The 17,091-nt window shown below is 61.6% G+C and carries 16 protein-coding genes and 1 pseudogene; 8 read left to right on the top strand and 9 right to left on the bottom strand.

The window, feature by feature from the left end:
- Nucleotides 1-44 precede the first annotated feature (44 nt).
- Nucleotides 45-161 (bottom strand): annotated as a pseudogene (locus BM321_RS31015) (FMN-dependent NADH-azoreductase); the annotation flags it as partial.
- A gap of 120 nt (nt 162-281) precedes the next feature.
- Here BM321_RS31015 and BM321_RS18750 point away from each other — a divergent pair.
- The gene (locus BM321_RS18750; RefSeq protein ID WP_092171445.1) at nt 282-812 is read left to right on the top strand and encodes a ferritin-like domain-containing protein; all 531 of its coding nucleotides are present in this window, start codon (nt 282-284) and stop codon (nt 810-812) included.
- Between the two features lie 130 nt (nt 813-942).
- On the opposite strand, the gene BM321_RS18745 is transcribed toward BM321_RS18750, so the two are convergent.
- Nucleotides 943-3,018 carry an AsmA family protein gene (locus BM321_RS18745; RefSeq protein WP_092443927.1) on the bottom strand — a complete coding sequence of 692 codons (2,076 nt, stop codon included), beginning with the start codon at nt 3,016-3,018 and terminating at the stop codon, nt 943-945.
- A gap of 377 nt (nt 3,019-3,395) precedes the next feature.
- On the opposite strand from BM321_RS18745, the gene BM321_RS18740 reads away from it, so the two are divergent.
- From BM321_RS18740 to BM321_RS18710, 7 genes are all read left to right on the top strand, one after another.
- Nucleotides 3,396-3,821, top strand: a complete 426-nt coding sequence (locus BM321_RS18740) for a hypothetical protein (protein WP_092443925.1) — start codon at nt 3,396-3,398, stop codon at nt 3,819-3,821.
- A 157-nt stretch (nt 3,822-3,978) separates the two neighbouring features.
- Nucleotides 3,979-4,611 carry a TetR family transcriptional regulator gene (locus tag BM321_RS18735; protein WP_092443923.1) on the top strand — a complete coding sequence of 211 codons (633 nt, stop codon included), beginning with the start codon at nt 3,979-3,981 and terminating at the stop codon, nt 4,609-4,611.
- A gap of 191 nt (nt 4,612-4,802) precedes the next feature.
- Nucleotides 4,803-5,303, top strand: coding sequence for an urease accessory protein UreE (gene ureE / locus BM321_RS18730; protein WP_092205336.1), 501 nt, complete (start codon nt 4,803-4,805; stop codon nt 5,301-5,303).
- A complete protein-coding gene (locus BM321_RS18725) occupies nt 5,300-5,974 on the top strand; it encodes an urease accessory protein UreF (RefSeq protein WP_092443921.1) in 675 nt (224 codons plus the stop codon). The genes ureE and BM321_RS18725 overlap by 4 nt, the downstream gene beginning before the upstream one ends.
- A gap of 9 nt (nt 5,975-5,983) precedes the next feature.
- A complete protein-coding gene (gene ureG / locus BM321_RS18720) occupies nt 5,984-6,598 on the top strand; it encodes an urease accessory protein UreG (RefSeq protein WP_092443919.1) in 615 nt (204 codons plus the stop codon).
- Nucleotides 6,599-6,628: 30 nt separating this feature from the next.
- Nucleotides 6,629-7,201: a HupE/UreJ family protein gene (locus tag BM321_RS18715; protein ID WP_092443917.1), complete on the top strand. Its 573-nt coding sequence runs from the start codon at nt 6,629-6,631 to the stop codon at nt 7,199-7,201.
- Nucleotides 7,202-7,393: 192 nt separating this feature from the next.
- Nucleotides 7,394-8,527: an AGE family epimerase/isomerase gene (locus BM321_RS18710; RefSeq protein WP_092443915.1), complete on the top strand. Its 1,134-nt coding sequence runs from the start codon at nt 7,394-7,396 to the stop codon at nt 8,525-8,527.
- 130 nt (nt 8,528-8,657) lie between these two features.
- On the opposite strand, the gene BM321_RS18705 is transcribed toward BM321_RS18710, so the two are convergent.
- The 7 genes from BM321_RS18705 to BM321_RS18670 all read right to left on the bottom strand — a co-directional run bounded on the left by BM321_RS18705 (nt 8,658) and on the right by BM321_RS18670 (nt 17,009).
- Nucleotides 8,658-9,422, bottom strand: a complete 765-nt coding sequence (locus BM321_RS18705) for an SDR family oxidoreductase (protein ID WP_058546553.1) — start codon at nt 9,420-9,422, stop codon at nt 8,658-8,660.
- 852 nt (nt 9,423-10,274) lie between these two features.
- Nucleotides 10,275-10,991 (bottom strand): ABC transporter ATP-binding protein, encoded by a 717-nt coding sequence (locus BM321_RS18695; protein ID WP_018606262.1) that lies wholly within the window; start codon nt 10,989-10,991, stop codon nt 10,275-10,277.
- Nucleotides 10,988-11,860, bottom strand: coding sequence for an ABC transporter ATP-binding protein (locus BM321_RS18690; protein ID WP_092205332.1), 873 nt, complete (start codon nt 11,858-11,860; stop codon nt 10,988-10,990). The genes BM321_RS18695 and BM321_RS18690 overlap by 4 nt, the downstream gene beginning before the upstream one ends.
- Nucleotides 11,857-13,137, bottom strand: coding sequence for a high-affinity branched-chain amino acid ABC transporter permease LivM (gene livM / locus BM321_RS18685; RefSeq protein WP_092443913.1), 1,281 nt, complete (start codon nt 13,135-13,137; stop codon nt 11,857-11,859). Before livM ends, BM321_RS18690 begins: the two co-directional genes overlap by 4 nt.
- Nucleotides 13,138-13,139: 2 nt before the next feature.
- Nucleotides 13,140-14,054, bottom strand: coding sequence for an ABC transporter permease subunit (locus BM321_RS18680; protein WP_092443911.1), 915 nt, complete (start codon nt 14,052-14,054; stop codon nt 13,140-13,142).
- A 164-nt stretch (nt 14,055-14,218) separates the two neighbouring features.
- Complete coding sequence (locus BM321_RS18675) at nt 14,219-15,355, bottom strand: branched-chain amino acid ABC transporter substrate-binding protein (RefSeq protein WP_092443909.1); 1,137 nt, start codon at nt 15,353-15,355, stop codon at nt 14,219-14,221.
- Between the two features lie 370 nt (nt 15,356-15,725).
- Nucleotides 15,726-17,009, bottom strand: coding sequence for an L-pipecolate oxidase (locus BM321_RS18670; RefSeq protein WP_092443907.1), 1,284 nt, complete (start codon nt 17,007-17,009; stop codon nt 15,726-15,728).
- Nucleotides 17,010-17,091: the final 82 nt, after the last annotated feature.

Genomic DNA, 17,091 nt, shown 5'->3' with positions numbered 1-17,091 from the left:
GTGCAGGCGTCCATGGCGAGCGCGCTTGCGCCCGTTGGGCCGCTTCAAAAGGTCCGCGCCAGCGCGAGCAGACGCTCCTCGGCCTCGGCACAAGACAACGCGAAACTGCGCTCGGCCGACTCTTCGCCTTCGGCCGCCACCACCGTCACATCGGTGATGCCGAATGGGAATTGCATTGACACATTTCATTAAACTTTTTGCCTCGTTCCTCACTCCACCTAAGAAGTGATCGCGCCAGCAGAGCGTGACGCTCCAACCGGATCAGCCTCCAGGAGAACGAGATGAGCGACATGCACTTATCCGATGTAACCACCCTTCGCGAACGTGCACGGCAGAACGTGCAGAACGGCGCAGTGACCGAAGGCTATGGCGCCGACCGGCAGGAAGTCATCCGCCTGCTCAACGAAGCGCTGGCCACCGAACTGGTCTGCGTGCTGCGCTACAAGCGTCACTACTTCATGGCCACCGGCCTCAAGGCCAGCGTGGCGGCCAGTGAGTTCCTCGAGCACGCGAACCAGGAAGCCGAACACGCCGACAAACTCGCCGAGCGTATCGTGCAGCTGGGCGGCGAGCCGGAGTTCAACCCCGACCTGTTGACCCGCAATTCCCACGCCCAGTACGTCGCGGGCAACACCCTCAAGGAAATGGTGTACGAGGACCTGGTGGCCGAACGGATCGCCATCGACAGTTACCGGGAAATCATCCAGTACATCGGCGAAAAAGACCCGACCACCCGGCGCATCTTCGAAGACATCCTGGCCCAGGAAGAAGAACATGCCGATGACATGGCCGATATCCTGGCCGATCTGTAATAGCCTTCAGGGCCCCAATCGCGAGCAAGCTCGCTCCCACAGGGGACTGCATTCTGTCTGAAAGAATGCGGTCAACCTGTGGGAGCGAGCTTGCTCGCGATGAGGCCAGCCGCCTCTCCGTACAACCGGGCTACCGGGTAGGCTTGACCGTCACCGGCGCCTTGCCCGCCTTCATCTGCTCCAGTAGCGGCGCGCACTGGTTCGGCTCTCCGCCACTGGGCGCCACCAGCGCCAGCAACCCGGCCGCCGGCGCGGCGATCACGCCCAACGCCACCATCCCGGCACCGCGCAGCATCAGGGGCACGGCCTTGACGCCAGCGGCGGGCTTGGCGAACGGGCCGCGCACGTACAACGGCGAGCGCAGGGAAATCAGACGCCAGCCCTTGGACTCGGGGGTGACGGTCAGGTCCAGTTGCTCGCTCGCCATGTTCGCCGTGCCGTCGATGTAGATGATCGCGTTCTCCGTGTCGAACACGAACAGGCGCGTGGTCGCCAGGCCCGTCTTGATGTCGAAGTCCGCCGCCGCGCAATTGATCTTCACTTCTTTGTCGCCAAAGATTTTTCCCACCACGTAGTTGCCGACGTTCAGTCCCGCCAGCTCCATCAATTCCCGACTGATGGCGCCATCGTTGATGAGCATTTTCAGCGTGCCATTGGCCGTGCCCAGCAGTGCCGCCACCGAATTGCCGCGCCCGGTGATGTCGGCATCGCCGTTCAATTCGCCGAAACTGGTTTTCATCGGTTCAAAACCCGGGAACAGCTGCTTGAGCTTGAACCCTCGCGCCGTCAGCTTCGCCTGGCCTTCAAGGGGCTGGGTGTGCCCGTTGAGGCGGATCTGCGCATCGAGGCGGCCACCGGCTACGCCGAAGCGCAGGGGCTCCAGGCTCAATTGCCCATCATTGAGCACCAGGTGGGTATAAAGGTCGTTGAACGGCAATTGTTCGCTGTGAACGATGCGTTTGCCGGTGAACTCCACATCGGCGTCCATCACGCTCCAGCGCTCGGTGCGGAACTCTTCCACGGGCAAGACCTTGTCGGTCGGCTGTTTGCTGGCGCCGCCCCGGGCCTTTTGCTCGGCATTGGAGTCCGCACCGATCAGCGGCGCCAGGTCGCTGAACAGCAGTTGATTGGAGACCAGCGCACCACTGAGTTTCGGCCGCGGCTGGCTGGCGACATAGGCCAGGTCGCCATGGATATCGCTGTCGCCGATCTTGCCGTTGAACGCCTCGTAGCGGAACAGCGCCCCACCCGGCTCATGCAGCTTGGCAATCAAGCGGCCATCGGTGGCGTAAGGCGGCGAATCCGGCAAGGTCACGCCGGTCAGTGGGTAGAGATGAGCGAGGCTTTTGCCGGCCAGTTTCAGGCGCAAGTCCAGGGCCCCGAGATTCAGCGGGTCGGTGAGGGTGCCAGCCAGTTCGATACGGGTGTCGCCGATCTTCGCCTGGGCCTGGAGCGGAAAGGGTTGTGACGCATCCTGCAGGGCCAGCAAGCCACCGACCTTGCCGGAGCCGCTCAGGCTTTGCCCGTGATACTGCCCGTTGACCTTGAAGGCGAACGCGTAGTCCTGCGGCGTCGCGCCTTGGTCCTGGGCTTTTTTGGCGACCTTATCGCCAACGATGTCGCTGAACGGAATGGGTTTGCCCAACGGGTCGATCAACAGGTCCAGGCGGGTCTTGAGTGTCTGGTCGTCGAGGGTGACGTGGCCCTTGTCGAAGCCGATGGCGCCAATGTCCACCACCCAGCTGGACGGTTCGGCGTCCGGATCCTTCGGGTCGAACTGGAAGGTCCAGTTGGCGCGACCGTCCGCCAGGCGTTGCAGGTTGGCATCGGGCTCCGTCAGGTCGATGCGCGGAATCACCACTCGCCGGGCCAGCAAGGCCAAGGGCGAAACGCGTAGCTCGACACGCTTGAGCGTGACCATTTGCGGGGTTTTCGACCAGTCCGGGTTACCCAGGCTCAAGTCTTCGGCCACCACATGGGGCCACGGCAACCACGCGCGCCAGCCACCTTCCCCCGGTTCGCGCTGCCAGACCACCGCCAGGTTGCCGTTGATGGCGAAGGGGCGATGCAACTCCTCGGAAACCTTGGCATTGAGCGGGGGCTTGATGCGGTTCCAGTCGAAGAACGCGATGACCAGGACCAGCACCGCCAGCAGGACAACAAGGCTGGCAAAGCTCCAGGCGAGGATTTTCGAGGTGCGCGTCATGCACAAGGCTCCTGATGACAAGTCAGCGTCCGCAACCACGGCGCTGTTGGAAAGACGAACCTGCAGTGGGTTCGTCATGAAAGGTTGGACTGATGAAACGACCAACAGGTGCCGATGAACGGCACAAAAAAATGCCGGGATCCTGACCGATCAGCCAACAAACTGTTACCGCACCCGCACATTTACGAGTCACAAATGGGTACAAAATACCCATCACAGTGCAAAACCGCACCCCGGAAACGCCCGTTCTAGAGCCTTCGCCCGGAACAATCAATTCCGTTGATTATTACCATTGCGTTTTTGAACTTTTATATCGACTTATCGAGAGTAGCATTGCCCTCGTACCCACTTTATCGCCCCTCCAAGGAGCAACGATCATGAAACGCCAATTACTGATGAGTCTTTCACTTTCACTGCTGGCCTCTACCGCCTTCGCGCTGCCAGCCTCCGAACAAGCCACGCCACAGGTCAAGGACAGCCATTCTGTCTACAGCCAGACAGTCGCCGAAGGCGGTTCCGACCGTACCAAGTTGGGTGAGTCCCTTGCCGAAGGCGGTTCCGACCGTACCAAATTGGGCCAGACCCTCGCCGAAGGCGGTTCCGACCGTACTAAATTGGGTCAGACCCTCGCCGAAGGCGGTTCCGACCGTACCAAATTGGGCGAGTCCCTTGCCGAAGGCGGTCGTGACCGACTCGAAGCAAAAGGTCTGGTCGAAGGCGGCTACGAACATACCCCACAAGGTCAACTCCTTGCCGCAGACGGTGGCGACCGCGTCATCGAACGTCGCGACCAAGTGAGCTGAGCCCATGCTGGCCCAGAAAAAAGCCCGATTCCTGCAATCGGGCTTTTGACTTTTCAAACCCCTCGTTTTCCCCCCCCCGATCCCTCTCTACCGTTCGACGTCGACAAAGCCGATTTGCTAGAGTGCATCGCTCCCGTGACCAGAAGCCAGCCCTGCGATGCTGCCCCGCGCCGAACAGAAACAACAGACCCGAATTGCCCTGATGGACGCAGCCCGTCATTTGATGGAGTGCGGCCGGGGCTTCGGTAGCCTGAGCCTGCGGGAAGTCGCCAGGACGGCAGGTATCGTGCCCACCGGGTTCTACCGGCACTTCGAGGACATGGACCAACTGGGCCTGGCGTTGGTCAGCGAAGTCGGCCAGACCTTCCGCGAGACCATCCGCCTGGTACGCCACAACGAGTTCGTCATGGGCGGCATTATCGATGCGTCGGTGCGAATCTTTCTCGATGTGGTACAAGCCAATCGATCCCAATTCCTGTTCCTGGCCCGCGAGCAATACGGCGGTTCCCTGCCGGTGCGCCACGCCATCGCCCAATTGCGCGAAGGCATCAGCTCGGACCTGGCCGCCGACCTAGCCTTGATGCCCAAGCTGCAACACCTGGACCTGGCCGCCCTGGGCGTGATGGCCGACCTCATTGTCAAGAGCGTGTTCGCCACCCTGCCGGACATCATCGACCCACCGGCCCAAGCCCTCCCCGAACACCTCACACCCCAGGCGAAGATTACCCAGCAACTGCGGTTCATCTTCATTGGCCTCAAGCATTGGCAAGGGTTGGGCAGTACCGAATAGCTGTCAGCAAGCCCACTCCCACAGGTTCTTTTTGTGCGTGCCATGAAATGGTGCGCAACACCCCGCCGCGCACCAATATGGCACGCAATCCGCCCCATCCTGAAACGCCATCCCAGCTATTTCCTACACCTTCTTCGATTGGCAAGCCCCTTGCTCTAAACACAGCACTGTTCATTGCTGGAAGCACTCCGATGCTGGTGATCCACCGCAGAATCGACACTCAACCGCGCTGGGACGCCGAGCTGCAGCTGACCTTCGACGCCCGCAGTAAAAGCCGCCTGCGCTGTTTCAGTGCCGAGGGTGAAGACGTGGGGTTGTTCCTGGAACGAGGCCAGCCGCCCCTGTACGACGGCGAATGCCTGCAGGCCGAAGACGGGCGCATCGTGCGCGTCCGCGCCCGCGCCGAACAATTGCTGCATGTCACCTGCGCCAACGCCTTCGAACTGACCCGCGCCGCCTATCACCTGGGCAACCGCCACGTGGCCCTGCAAGTGGGCGATGGCTGGCTGCGCCTGCTGGACGACTACGTGCTCAAGGCGATGCTCGAGCAACTGGGCGCCAGCGTCGAATCCATCGAAGCCCCATTCCAGCCAGAACACGGTGCCTATGGCGGCGGCCATCATCACTCCCGGCACGGCGACGAAGACTTCAACTACGCGCCGCGCCTGCATCAGTTTGGCGTGCGCACATGAATCCGGCCTGGGCGCTGCTGCGTCTGGCCAGCCCGCAGCTGCCGATTGGCGGCTACAGCTATTCCCAGGGGCTGGAGATGGCGGTGGACAACGGCCAGGTAAAAAACCCCGACGATGCGCGGCGCTGGATCAGCGATCAATTGCTGCTGAACCTGGCACGCTTCGAAGCGCCCTTGCTGCTGGCGCACTGCACCGCAGCCGCCGCTGACGATTGGGTTACGCTGCTGCGACGTTGCGAAGAGCACCGTGCCAGCCGGGAGACCCGCGAGCTGTATCAGGAGAGCCGGCAGATGGGCTACTCGTTGCAGCAATTGCTCGCAGGCTTGCCGGAACTCGACCACGCCGCGCGAGGCTTTCTCGAACAGCGCAGCGAGCCGCATCTGGCGCTGGGCTGGGCCCTGGCCGCCCGCGCCTGGCAGATCGCCCCCCAGGACGCCCTCGCCGCCTGGCTGTGGAGTTGGCTGGAAAACCAACTGGCGGTGCTGATGAAAACCCTGCCCCTGGGCCAGCAAGCGGCCCAGCGCCTGACCAGCGAACTGCTGCCGCTGTTGCAACAGGCCCAGCACGACGCCTCGAACATCGACCCCGATCATTACGGCAGCGCCGCGTTTGGCCTGTCCCTGGCGTGCATGGCCCATGAGCGCCAGTACAGCCGTCTGTTCCGTTCCTAGGAGACACACATGAATACACAACCTCTGCGCGTCGGTATCGGCGGCCCGGTGGGCTCCGGCAAGACCGCCCTGACTCTGGCCCTGTGCCTGGCTCTACGTGAACGCTACAACCTGGCGGTGGTCACCAATGACATCTACACCCGCGAAGACGCCGACTTCCTGGTGCGCAATGAGGCCTTGGCGCCGGAGCGGATCATTGGCGTGGAAACCGGCGGCTGCCCGCACACGGCGATTCGCGAAGATGCGTCGATCAACCTTGAAGCGGTGGACCAGTTGAACCGGCGCTTCCCGGGCCTGGACCTGATCCTGGTGGAATCGGGCGGCGACAACCTGTCGGCGACCTTCAGCCCGGAGCTGTCGGACCTGACGATCTATGTGATCGACGTCTCGGCCGGCGACAAGCTGCCGCGCAAGGGCGGGCCGGGCATTTGCAAATCCGACCTGCTGGTCATCAACAAAATCGACCTGGCACCCCTGGTGGGCGCATCCCTGGAGATGATGGACAGCGACACCCGGCGGATGCGCAACGACAAGCCTTTCGTGTTCAGCAACCAGAAGACCGGCCAAGGCCTGGACGACATCATCGCCTTCATCGAGCGCCAGGGCCTGCTGAGCGCCGCCTGATTTTTCGACTGACAACAAGGAAGCTTATCCATGACGTTCAAACGCATTCTCGGCGCCTTCGCCCTGCTGCTGACCCCGGCCCTGGCCTTCGCTCACCCCGGCCACGGCGACAACGGCCTGATCGCCGGCCTCGGCCACCCCATCGGCGGGCTCGACCATTTGCTGGCGATGCTGGCGGTCGGTTTGTGGGCTGCGCAACAACAAGGCGCCGCGCGCTGGGCACTGCCATGCACCTTCGTCGGTACGATGCTGCTTGGCGGCCTGCTGGGCTTTGAAGGCCTGGACCTGCCGGCGCTGGAAAGCGGGATCGCCGCCTCGGTGCTCGCCCTGGGCCTGGCGGTGGCACTGGCGGTGCGTCCGCCGTTGAGCCTGGCGGTCGGTGCAACCGCCCTGTTTGCGCTGTTCCATGGCGTGGCCCATGGCTTGGAACTGCCGGGCATGTCGAGCCCGTGGGCCTATGCGGCAGGCTTCGTCGCGGCCACGGCGGCGCTGCATGGCGCAGGTTTTGCGCTGGTGCGGGTGTTGCCGCAAGCGGCGGCGCCATTGGTCAGGTTGGCCGGGGCGGCTTCGGCGGGGGCTGGGGTGTGGTTGTTGGCCAGCTGATTCTTTAGCGTCTGCCTGGCCGCTATCGCGAGCAAGCTCGCTCCCACAGTTTCATCGGGCTTTCACACTTTGATCGGGGCCCTGTGGGAGCGAGCTTGCTCGCGATGACGGACTTACAGGTGCCACCTCTCTGGAGTCGGTCACTCTGCTACCATGTCGCGCAATCGCCCCCAGCCGTGACGACCTCCGCCGATGCCTGATGCTTCCCGCCCCGCTCCCCAGCCTGAATTGATCGCCCTGTTCGCAACAGTGCGTCAGCATTTTCACGACGTGATCGTGCCGATGTGGCAAGGCCCGGGTTGGAATGCCGAACTGGCGCTGCCCTATGAATCCCTGGATGCCGGACACGCGCCGCTGCCGCCCCAGCGCTACCGCGCCATGGCCTGTGCGCGGCAGTTGTATGTGTTCGCCAGCCTGATTGGCGAAGTCCCCGAGGCCGAGGAGCGGGCCAGTGCCCTGTTCCGCTCGCTGCAACGGCATTTCCACGATGCCGAACATGGCGGCTGGTTCTACAGCATCGGCCCTCAAGGCGCGCCGCTGGACACCGGCAAAGACCTCTACACCCACGCCTTTATCCTGTTCGCCTGCGCCCATTACTGGGACAAGGTCCGCGAACCGCTGGTGGAGTCGGTGCTCAACGCCAGCCTGGAGGTCATCGCCCAGCGCTTTGCCAGCACGGAGGGCCTCTACGAAGCCAGCCTCAAGCGCGATTGGTCAACGACCGGCTCCGGCCCGTTGCAAAACCCCTTGATGCACCTGGCCGAAGCTTTCCTCGCCACGCTCTCGGTCCGCGAGGACGCCACCGTCCGTCAAGCATTGCTGAGCTTGTGCGACGGGATGACCAAGCATTTCATCGAGCCGCAGCAACGGGTCATGATGGAAAAACCGCTCAAGGCTGTGGATAACTGGTTCGAGCCGGGCCACCAGTTCGAATGGTATTACTTGCTGGCTTCATCGCCGCTGTTGCGCAACGGCAAGCTGCACACCGCCCTGGAGCGCAGCTTCGACCATACCCAACAATGCGGCGTCGATCCGGAATCCGGCGCCGTGTGCGCGATGCTGGACCCGGAACCACAAGCAAGCCCGCGCGATGCCACCCAACGCATCTGGGCTCAGGCCGAGTACCTGCGGGCACTGACATTACGCCCTGGCAACCAGGGGCTGTTACTGCGTCAATTGCAGGCTTTGCAGCAACACTTCCTGCATGCCAAGGGCTGGAACGAATGCCTGGACGCCGACGGCATGGTCAGCCGCCGGGACATGCCGTCCACCACGCCGTATCACCTGCTGACCTGCTATCGCGGGCTGGCCGATTACTTGGTGTAACGCCTCTGTGGCGAGGGGATTTATCCCCGCTGGGCTGCGCAGCAGCCCTAAAAAGATAGATCATGGGCTCAGGTATTAGGGGAGCTACGCTCCCCAACGGGGATAAATCCCCTCACCACAGGCTCTCCCGCTACGCCTTGTTGCGCTCGATGGCAAACCCGGCCCAGGTCTGGCTCACCGGCATCAGCTCCAGGCTGTTGATGTTGATGTGCGCCGGTGTGTTGAGCACCCAGAAAATCGTATCGGCGATGTCCTGTGGCTGGATCGGCTCGGCGCCGGCATAAGTCGCGTTGTAGCGCTCCTGATCGCCACCGAAGCGCACCAGGGAGAACTCGCTCTCGCACAGGCCCGGCTCGATGTTGCTCACCCGCACGCCGGTGCCTTGCAGGTCGCAACGCAGGTTCAGGGAGAACTGTTTGACGAACGCCTTGCTCGCGCCATACACGTGACTGCCCGGATACGGGTAGTTGCCGGCGATGGAACCCAGGTTGACGATCCCGGCTCCACGGCCGTGGGCGATCAGCCGCGGCAATAGCAGGCGTGTGCTGTAGATCAGCCCTTTGACATTGGTGTCGACCATGGTGTCCCAATCATCGAGGTCGCACTTGGGGGCCGGGTCGACGCCCAGGGCCAGGCCGGCATTGTTGATCAGCCCGCGCAACTTGGCGAAGGATGGCGGCAGGTTGGCGACGGCCTCTTCCATGGCCTTGCGATCACGCACATCCAGGACCAGGCCATGGACTTCGGTCTGCTTCGACAACTCGGCACACAGGGCATTGAGGCGTTCTTCACGACGACCGGTCAGCACCAGTTTCCAACCGGCCTCGGCAAACCGACGGGCACAGGCTTCACCAAAACCGGACGTCGCGCCAGTGATAAACAGGGTGTCAGACATCGTGTTCTCCTTGTTTGAACTGCAAAAGCCATTGAATGGAAATCGGCCCACAGCATGCCCGGCCTGGCACGCCAGGGGCAAGGCTTGCGCATGAGCTTTTGGCCACGGCTGCTCATAAAACAACCAATCCACGCCAAGCCTTTCCCAACAAGGCCCGCAGCCGGTTGCCCGCACCTTATCCACAGGCACGTCCACAGTAATCGGGGGCAAGTGAAAATCCCGCAGGCCGCTGTGCATAAGGCTTTTCGGGGTATTTGGAAAATTTTTTCGCTTGACCCTGCAAGAGAGGTTGTGCAGCGCAAGTTATCTGCTATAAGCCAGCGCAAAATAGGCGATGGCTCCAAGCCAGTAACGACGGCCCTCAGCGCGGTCTTTCCAGAGTTTAGTCACAGACTTATCCACAGGCTTGACCACACGCTTTCGAGTCCATTCCCGCCCTCATAAAAGTGTTGACAACAGCCGCTCCCGGCTAACCAAAAACGCCTGATCAAAAAATGTCCATAGCCCTGCAAGCCACGTATTAAAAGGCTTGCAGCCAGCTACTCCCACGTTACCCACAGCCAGTTCCACAGCAAACGGGGACAAGTCAAAACCGTGACAAAACAACTGTTTGCGGCGACTTTATGTCGCGGTTTCGCAGGGGCTCAGGATTGTTGTCCACAATTCTCCCTAGCGACCAAAGTCCCCTTGTGGGAGCGGGCTTGCTCGCGAATACGGTGGATCAGCCGGCATCGTGTTGATTGAAACACCGCATTCGCGAGCAAGCCCGCTCCCACAGGGAATGCGTGGTGCATTCGAGGGATAAAAAAACCGGCGATCTCTCGCCGGTTTTTTTTCATTACAGCAGTCGCCTCAATGCCCGCCCAGGTACGCGTTGCGCACTTCCTCATTGGCGAGCAATTCCTTGCCGGTGCCGGTCAGGCGGATTTCACCGTTGACCATCACATAGGCCCGGTCCGACAACCTGAGGGCGTGGTTGGCGTTCTGTTCCACCAGGAAGATGGTCATCCCGGTGGACGCCAGTTCACGCAGGGTGGCGAAGATCTGTTTCACCACGATCGGCGCCAGCCCCAGGCTCGGCTCATCGAGCAGCAACAACTTCGGCCGGCTCATCAATGCCCGGGCGATGGCGAGCATTTGCTGCTCGCCACCGGACATGGTCATGGCCCGCTGGTTACGCCGTTCTTTGAGCCGCGGAAACAGCTCGAACATGCGCTGCATGTCTTCACTGGCGTACTTGTCACCGATGGGAATAGTGCCCATCAGCAGGTTTTCCTCGACAGTCATGTCCGGGAATACCCGCCGCCCTTCCGGCGACTGCGCGATGCCGTTGGAGGCAATGTAGTGCGACGACTTGTGGGTGATGTCCACGCCCTGGTAGATAATCTGTCCGCCCGCCGCACGGGGCTGGCCGAAGATGGACATCAGCAGCGTGGACTTGCCGGCACCGTTGGAGCCGATCAGGCTCACGGTTTCACCTTCGCCAATGTGCATCGAGACTTTTTTCAGGGCCTGGATCGGCCCGTAGAACACGTCCAATTCCTTGAGTTCGAGGATGGGCCCACTCATACCAGTTCCTCTTCGTCGGCACCCAGGTAGGCCGCGATCACCTTCGGATCGTTGCGAATCGCCTCGGGACCGCCCTCGGCGATCACGTTGCCGTGGTCCAGCACCACGATGTGATCGGAAATGCTCATTACCATGCCCATGTCGTGTTCGATCAGCACCACGGTCAGATCATGCTCGTCGCGCAGCAGCCGGATCATCGCGCTCAGCGCTTCGGTTTCCTGAGGGTTGAGGCCGGCGGCCGGTTCGTCGAGGCAGATGATCTGCGGGCGCGTGCACATGGCCCGGGCGATTTCCAGGCGCCGTTGCTGACCGTAGGAAAGCTCGCCCGCCAGGCGGTTGGCGCAATCCACCAGGTCCACCACTTCCAGCCAATAGAACGCATGATCCAGGGCGTCGCTTTCGGCCTTGCGGTAGCCCTTGGTGTTGAGGATGCCCGCCAGCATGCTGCGGTTGACCCACATGTGCTGGGCCACCAGCAGGTTTTCCAGCACCGACATTTCCTTGAACAGGCGAATGTTCTGGAAGGTGCGGGCCAAACCGGCGCGGTTCACCAGGTGGGTGCCGCCGAACATCTTGTAGTACAGCCGGCTGGCGAAGGACTTCGGCGACACGAAGTCCGTCGGGCGAAACGCTTCTCCCAACAGCTTGATGACGTTGGTTTGCTCGCCCCGCACGTTGAGCTCGATCTTGCCGCCCGTGGCCTTGTAGAAACCGGTCAGGCAGTTGAACACTGTGGTCTTGCCTGCACCGTTGGGGCCGATCAGGGCAAAGATCGAGTTGCGTTTGACTTGCAGGCTGACATCGCTGAGGGCCTTGATGCCACCGAACTGCATCATCAGGCTTTCAACTTTGAGTACGACTTCGCTCATGGCGCTACCCCCTTACGCGGCGTCACGCCGGTACGGCTGATACGGATCAGGCCGCGAGGGCGCCAGATCATCATCAACACCATCAGTACGCCGAACAGCAGCACCCGGTATTCGGAGAAGCTGCGCAGCAGCTCCGGCGCCACGGTGAGCACGAAGGCCGCGATCACCACGCCGACCGTCGAGCCCATGCCGCCGAGCACGACGATCGCCAGGATCAGTGCCGATTCGAAGAAGGTGAACGACGACGGGTTGACGAAGCCTTGGTAGCTGGCGAAGAACACCCCGGCCAGGCCAGCCGTGGACGCACCAATGGTGAACGCCGAGAGCTTGACCAATACATGGTTCAGGCCCATGGAGCGGCAGGCGATTTCATCCTCGCGCAGGGCTTCCCAGGCACGACCGACCGGCATGCGGGTCAGGCGATGCTTGACGTAGAGCACCAGCAGTACGGTGATGAACAACACGATGTAGATGAACAGGAATTTGATGTTGGGGTTGTAGTCGATGCCGAAGAACTCATGGAACGGCACCCCGCCATCCTTCGCCCGCCTGCCGAACTCCAGGCCCAGGAAAGTCGGTGAAGGCACCGGCATGCCATTCGGCCCACCGGTGAACGACAGCCAGTTGTTGAGCACCAGGCGAATGATCTCGCCAAAGCCCAGGGTCACGATGGCCAGGTAGTCACCATGCATTCGCAACACCGGGAATCCCAATATGCACCCCGCCATCGCCGCCGCGATGGCCGCCAGCGGCAGCACCGTCCAGAAGCCTAGCCCCAGGTATTGGTAGCCCAGCGCCAGGCCATAGGCGCCGATGGCGTAGAACGCCACATAACCCAGGTCGAGCAGCCCCGCCAGGCCGACCACGATGTTCAGGCCCAGGCCCAACAGCACATAGATCAGCCCGAGAATGACCACCGTGAGCACGTACTTGTTGGCGAAGAACGGAAACACGATGGCAATCACGATCAGTGCCGGGATGACCCAGCGCAGCCGCGATTTGTAGTCCGGGGGCAGCACGTGCACGCCGGAACCGGTGCTTTCGAAACCCTGGAGAATCTTCAGTCCCTTGGGGGTTTGCAGGAACAGGCTCAAGACAAAGCGCCCGACCATCACGATCGCCACCAGCCAGCCGACGCGGGCCGGTTGCAGGTTGAAGCTGTAGCCGTCGAGCACCACGCCGACAATTGGCCCGAACACGATCAGCGAGATCAGGCCAGCCAGGATCGCGTCGATGACGCTCTGTTTGATATCAAGCGGTTTATTGGCAGCAGACATACTTATACCTTCGCCACGAGTGGGCGACCCAACAGGCCTTGGGGACGGAAAATCAGAATCAGCACCAGCAGCGAGAAACTGAACACATCTTTGTAGTCGGAGTTGATCAGACCGGAGAACAGCGACTCGGAAATCCCGAGGATGATCCCGCCGAGCATGGCCCCAGGCAGGGAACCGATGCCACCGAGTACCGCCGCGGTGAACGCCTTGATACCGATGATGAAGCCGGCATAGAAGTCGAATGTGCCGTAGTTCATGGTGATCAGCACGCCGGCCAGGGCCGCCATGGCCGCACCGATGATGAATACGTAGGAAATCACCCGATCGGTATTGATCCCCAGGATCGAGGCCATCTTGCGGTCTTGCTGGGTGGCGCGGCACATGCGTCCGAGCTTGGTGTACTTGATGATGTAGGTCAGCATGCCCATCCCCGCGAATGCGGCGATCAGGATGAAGATCTTGGTGTAGGTGAGCTGGACGAAACCGCTGCCGAAATCGAAGCGCATGGCGCCTTCGAGCAATGTCGGCACGCCTTGTTGGCGAGCGCCCTGGCTGATCTGCGCATAGTTCTGCAGGATCAGCGAGATACCGATGGCGCTGATCAGCGGTGCCAGCCGGGTGGAGTTGCGCAGGGGTTTATAGGCGACGCGTTCGATGACCCAGCCGTACACCCCGGTGACCACGATCGTGAATACGAGGGTGCCAAGGATCATGAGCGGAAAGGATTCGATACCGAAGTAAGCCAGCAGAGCCAGACTGATTGCCGCGAGGTAAGCGGAAATCATGTAAACCTCGCCGTGGGCGAAGTTGATCATGCCGATGATGCCGTAGACCATTGTGTAGCCGATGGCGATCAGACCATAGACCGACCCGAGGGTCAGGCCATTGATCAGTTGCTGCAGGAAAATACCATCCATAACGCAATCTCACGCAGTGAGAACCTGCACACCTTTGAGTGCGCGGTTCTTCTAAGGAAAATACAGATTAACGTCGGAGCAATGTCAGGCACGACCGGTGCGCGCCCTTTGGAAACCGGGGCTTGCCCGGTTCCCAAAGACGGCGTTGACGGTCGAGTCAGCCCTTACTTCTGTTTTTCCAGCTGGTGGTATTTGCCATCCTTGTCCCACTGGTAGACCACGTAGTCGGAGACTTTCAAGTCGCCCTTGGCGTCCCATTCCTTCTTGCCCATCACGGTCTGGACGGGGTGGGCCTTGAGCCACTTGGCCGCGTCTTCGCCTTTATTGGACTTGGCGCCGTTGAAACCGGCGGCCAGGGCCTGGACCGAAGCGTAGGCGTACAGGGTGTAGCCTTCAGGCTCGGTACCATTCTTGCGGAACTCTTCAACCACGGCCTTGCTGTCTGGCAGCAGGCGCGGGTCGGCGCCAAAGGTCATGTATACGCCATCGACGTATTGCGCGCCGCCGGCGGTGGTGACCAATTCGTCGGTCACGATGCCATCATCGGACATGAACTTCACGTCCTTGAGACCTTGCTCACGCAACTGGCGAACCAGCGGGCCGGCTTCCGGGTGCAGGCCACCGAAATAGACCACGTCGGCACCGACCGAACGGATCTTGGTGACCACGGCGCTGAAGTCTTTCTCGCCGCGGGTCAGGCCTTCGTACAGCACCTCCTTCACGCCACGCTTGGCCAGTTGTGCCTTGGTGGCATCCGCCAGACCTTGGCCGTAGGTGTCCTTGTCGTGCAGCACAGCCACTTTCTTGCCCTTGAGCACGTCGACGATGTAGTCACCTGCCACGATGCCCTGCTGGTCGTCACGACCGCACATGCGGAACATTGCGCTCAGGCCGCGCTCGGTGACCTGTGGGTTGGTGGAACCCGGGGTGATGGCGATGATGCCGGCTTCGTCGTAGACCTCGGAGGCCGGGATGGTATTGGACGAGCAGAAGTGCCCGACCACGCCGATCACCTTGTCCTGGTCGACCAGGCGGTTGGCCACCGCCACGGCCTGCTTGGGTTCGCAGGCGTCGTCACCCGCGACCAGTACGATTTTCTCGCCGTTGACGCCGCCAGCCTTGTTGATGGCATCGGCTGCCGCCTGGGCACCCTTCATGTACTGCTCGCCGAATGCGGCGTTGGCGCCGGTCATCGGCCCCGCCACACCAAATTTCACATCAGCTTGGGCAAACGCAGAAACACCCAGCGCAGCTGCCACTGCGAGGGCCAGGAAACCTTTCTTGTAAAACGTCTGGGACATGAGGTGGTGCTCCAAGGTTTTTTTTAGTTGGCACTGCGACTTCATTTCACTGAAAAGCTCAGAGCAAGGGCCGTGCCATCGGTTTTTTATTCTGAAAAAAGTCGCTGCTTTATTGTTATTTCGACTGTTTCGGGCCCTTTTTCATGGGGCGTGCAACCGTCTAAACCGCACAAGGTGCAACCTTTTGTCCAGGCGGGTAAAACCCTTCATGAGCCATCATTGCAACCATCGTGCGAAACGGTGTGCAACCACTGTGTAACAACCCACGTCACCGAACTGCACACTGTCGGTGCGCGACTGCTACAACCCGCACCATAACAGGCTAGACGCTACGCCGGAAAACGCGGCGTCCAGCAACAATTTTCAACACTCAAATGACGATCCGCAGGCACTGGCCCGCGTGATACAGCGAAAAGCCCGCCTCATACAGGCAACTGCGCAATCCCACCCCGGCCAGCGGCTGCATGGGGGCGAACGGGATTGGCAGGGCCTGGGCATTGCCATGACACAAGTAATCGGCGAACGCTTTGCCGACCACCGTACCGGTGGTCACGCCCCGGCCGTTGTAGCCGGTCACGGCCACCAGACCCGGCGCCGGTTCGAACAGGCGCATCAGGTGATCAGGCGTGAAGGCGATGCAACCGGTCCAGGTGCATTCCCACTCCACCGGCTTGAGATAAGGAAAGTAGTGTTGCTGCACCCGGTCGGCCCAGGCCTTGAGGAACCAGGTCGGCTTGCGGTTGCCGTTGCCCAGACTGCCCAGCAGCAAACGACCGTCCTTGTCCCGGCGGATGCTGCTCAGCACCTGGCGGGTATCCCACGAGCCCTGCCCGCCCGGCAGAATGCGTTGGGCGGCCTCGTCGGTCAGCGGGACGGACGCGACCTGATAGTAATAACCCGGGAAGAAATTGCGCCGCAGTTCGGTCCAGTCACCCTCGGTATAGGCATTGGAGGCAATCACCACCTGCTCGGCCAGTACCGACCCCTGGGCGGTCTGCACCGACCAGCGCTGGCCTTGACGCTCCAGGCGCATTACCGGCGAATGGTCGAACAACTGGCCTCCAAGGTCCGTGGCGGCCTTGGCCAGCCCGCTGGTGTAGGCCATCGGATTGAGCGTGCCGGCGCGGCGGTCGAGCAAGGCCGCGGCGATTTTCGAGGTGCCTGTCGCCTCGGCACAGGCCTGGCCGGTGAGCAATTCCACCGGGGCGCCACGGCGCTTCCATTGCGCTTCACGACTGCGCAGGTCGGCTTCGCCCCGGGCGTTATGGGCCATGTGCAGGGTGCCTTCGCGGCGCAACTGGCAATCGATGTTGTATTTATCGATGAGGCTGAACACCAGGGCCGGCGCGGCTCCCAACATACGGTTGAGCTGGCTGCCCACCGCCTCGCCGAATCCGGCCTCGATGTCATCCGGCGGGATCCACAGCCCGGCGTTCACCAGGCCGACGTTGCGCCCCGATCCGCCATGCCCGGCCCGATGGGCCTCCAGTACAGCCACGCGCTTGCCTTGTTCGAGCAAGTGCACCGCCGCCGACAGCCCGGTGAACCCTGCGCCGATCACACAGACATCCACCGTGACCTCGCCGGTGAGCGGAGCATTTTCAGGCCTTTGCGGCGTCAGTTTTTCCCACAGACATTCTTCGCGTAACGGCATTGCCAGACTCCGAAAAAGAAACCCAACCACCACACATTCAATTGTGGGAGCGGGCTTGCTCGCGAAAGCGGACGTTCATACA

The sequence above is a fragment of the Pseudomonas sp. NFIX10 genome (assembly GCF_900111955.1).
In the GTDB taxonomy this organism is placed as follows: domain Bacteria; phylum Pseudomonadota; class Gammaproteobacteria; order Pseudomonadales; family Pseudomonadaceae; genus Aquipseudomonas; species Aquipseudomonas fluorescens_AA.
Note: the sequence above shows the minus strand (reverse complement) of the source record. Positions and strands in the feature narration are given on the sequence as shown.